This is a genomic window from Microbacterium sp. MRS-1, assembly GCF_000585455.1.
Taxonomy (GTDB): domain Bacteria; phylum Actinomycetota; class Actinomycetes; order Actinomycetales; family Microbacteriaceae; genus Microbacterium; species Microbacterium laevaniformans.
The window spans coordinates 1-1,379 of sequence record NZ_JAUF01000135.1 but is presented as its reverse complement, the minus strand read 5'-3'; the positions used below and the strand labels follow the sequence as shown (position 1 = coordinate 1,379).

1 protein-coding gene and 1 pseudogene are annotated in these 1,379 nt (G+C 66.1%); both read left to right on the top strand.

The genetic code is table 11. The features are described from left to right. Positions 1-291 (top strand): annotated as a pseudogene (locus AS96_RS15175) (ArsR/SmtB family transcription factor); the annotation flags it as partial. A 293-nt stretch (positions 292-584) separates the two neighbouring features. Then, complete coding sequence (locus AS96_RS14560; protein ID WP_036291368.1) at positions 585-845, top strand: TFIIB-type zinc ribbon-containing protein; 261 nt, start codon at positions 585-587, stop codon at positions 843-845. The last annotated feature ends 534 nt before the right edge of the window (positions 846-1,379 follow it).

The following is a 1,379-nucleotide window of genomic DNA, read 5'->3' as shown; positions in this document are numbered from 1 at the left end:
GCGCGATGGCGGACCCGACCCGTTCCCGGATTCTCCTCGAGCTTCTCGACGCCCCCGGTTACCCAGTCCGGTTGTCGGACTCGCTGGGCCTGACGCGCACGAACGTCTCCAACCACCTCGCCTGCCTGCGTGGCTGCGGGATCGTGGTCGCGACCGCGGAAGGACGCCAAACCCGATATGAGATGCGTGGACCCGCATCTGACCCGCGCCATTTCAATGCTCGTAGACACAGTGCTTGCCTGCGACGACGGTGCACGCTGTACCGCGAACACGACGGGAGCCGCACCGTGAGCGAGGAAGCTGCGGACCGGAGGGGGCACGCAAGGCCAACACTGTGCGCCGGCTCGAACTGACCCGCCCGCTCACCACCGGTGACGCCTGGTGTGGCCCGATTGTACCCACAGGACGGCCGACACACACAGCTACACGAAAGCATGCAGACGGCACCACCGCCGCATTGAGTGTTGTCGAAGAGACAGGCCACGGCAGATCCCACGCGGCCTCATCGGACGCCAAGGCTCATCCAGTGCTCTCTTGACCCGGGCCCGCGACGGAATCACACACAACGAACAAGGACAACCGACATGAAATGCCCCACCGACGGCACTACTCTGGTGATGACAGAGAGGTCCGGCATCGAGATCGACTACTGCCCCACATGCCGTGGGGTCTGGTTGGACCGCGGCGAGCTGGACAAGATCATCGAGCGCGCGACGTCCAGGAATACCCGGTCACCCTATCTCCAGGAGGAGGATGACCGACGCGACGACAGCGACGGCTACCGGGACTACGACGGACGATCCCGTCGGCGTCGCGGCGGGTGGCTTGGAGAGCTCTTCGATTGATTCGAGCCAGGTTGCGACGGCGCGGCTGAGTCGCCGATTGGGAACGGGGCCGTGCCACATCGTGCCGTCCACGCCGGCGCGGTGTCGCTCGGCTATGTCGGCGTGCTGGCGTTCCTGTTCTTACTCGCGCAATCCCGGCCGCCGATGTCCGCGAGCTGGACGTCCTCGTCATTGGCGCCGGTGAACAGATTGCAACAGATGGCAGCGTCGTCGACGGTCGGTCAAGGGCTGGATACCTCCGCGATCACCCGCGAATCCATCCCGGTCGAGGTCGGGGCCCGCCGATGGGGTGATCGCCGGCTCGGTGAACGGGTCGGGAACCCTCCGGATCGCGATGCCCGTCACGGTCATCAGCGCGATCGGTGCGGCGTCCAAGCTCGGGGTCGTGGTCAAGTCGCAGCAGGGCGATGGCCCGCGAGCTGCGCCGTCATGACATGGTCGGATCGATGGGTCGCGTCGGCGCCGCCGGAGACAACGCCGCCATGGAGATGCTCCTATCGGTGTCAAGAGGGCGCGGGAGTGCTCTCGAGGAGT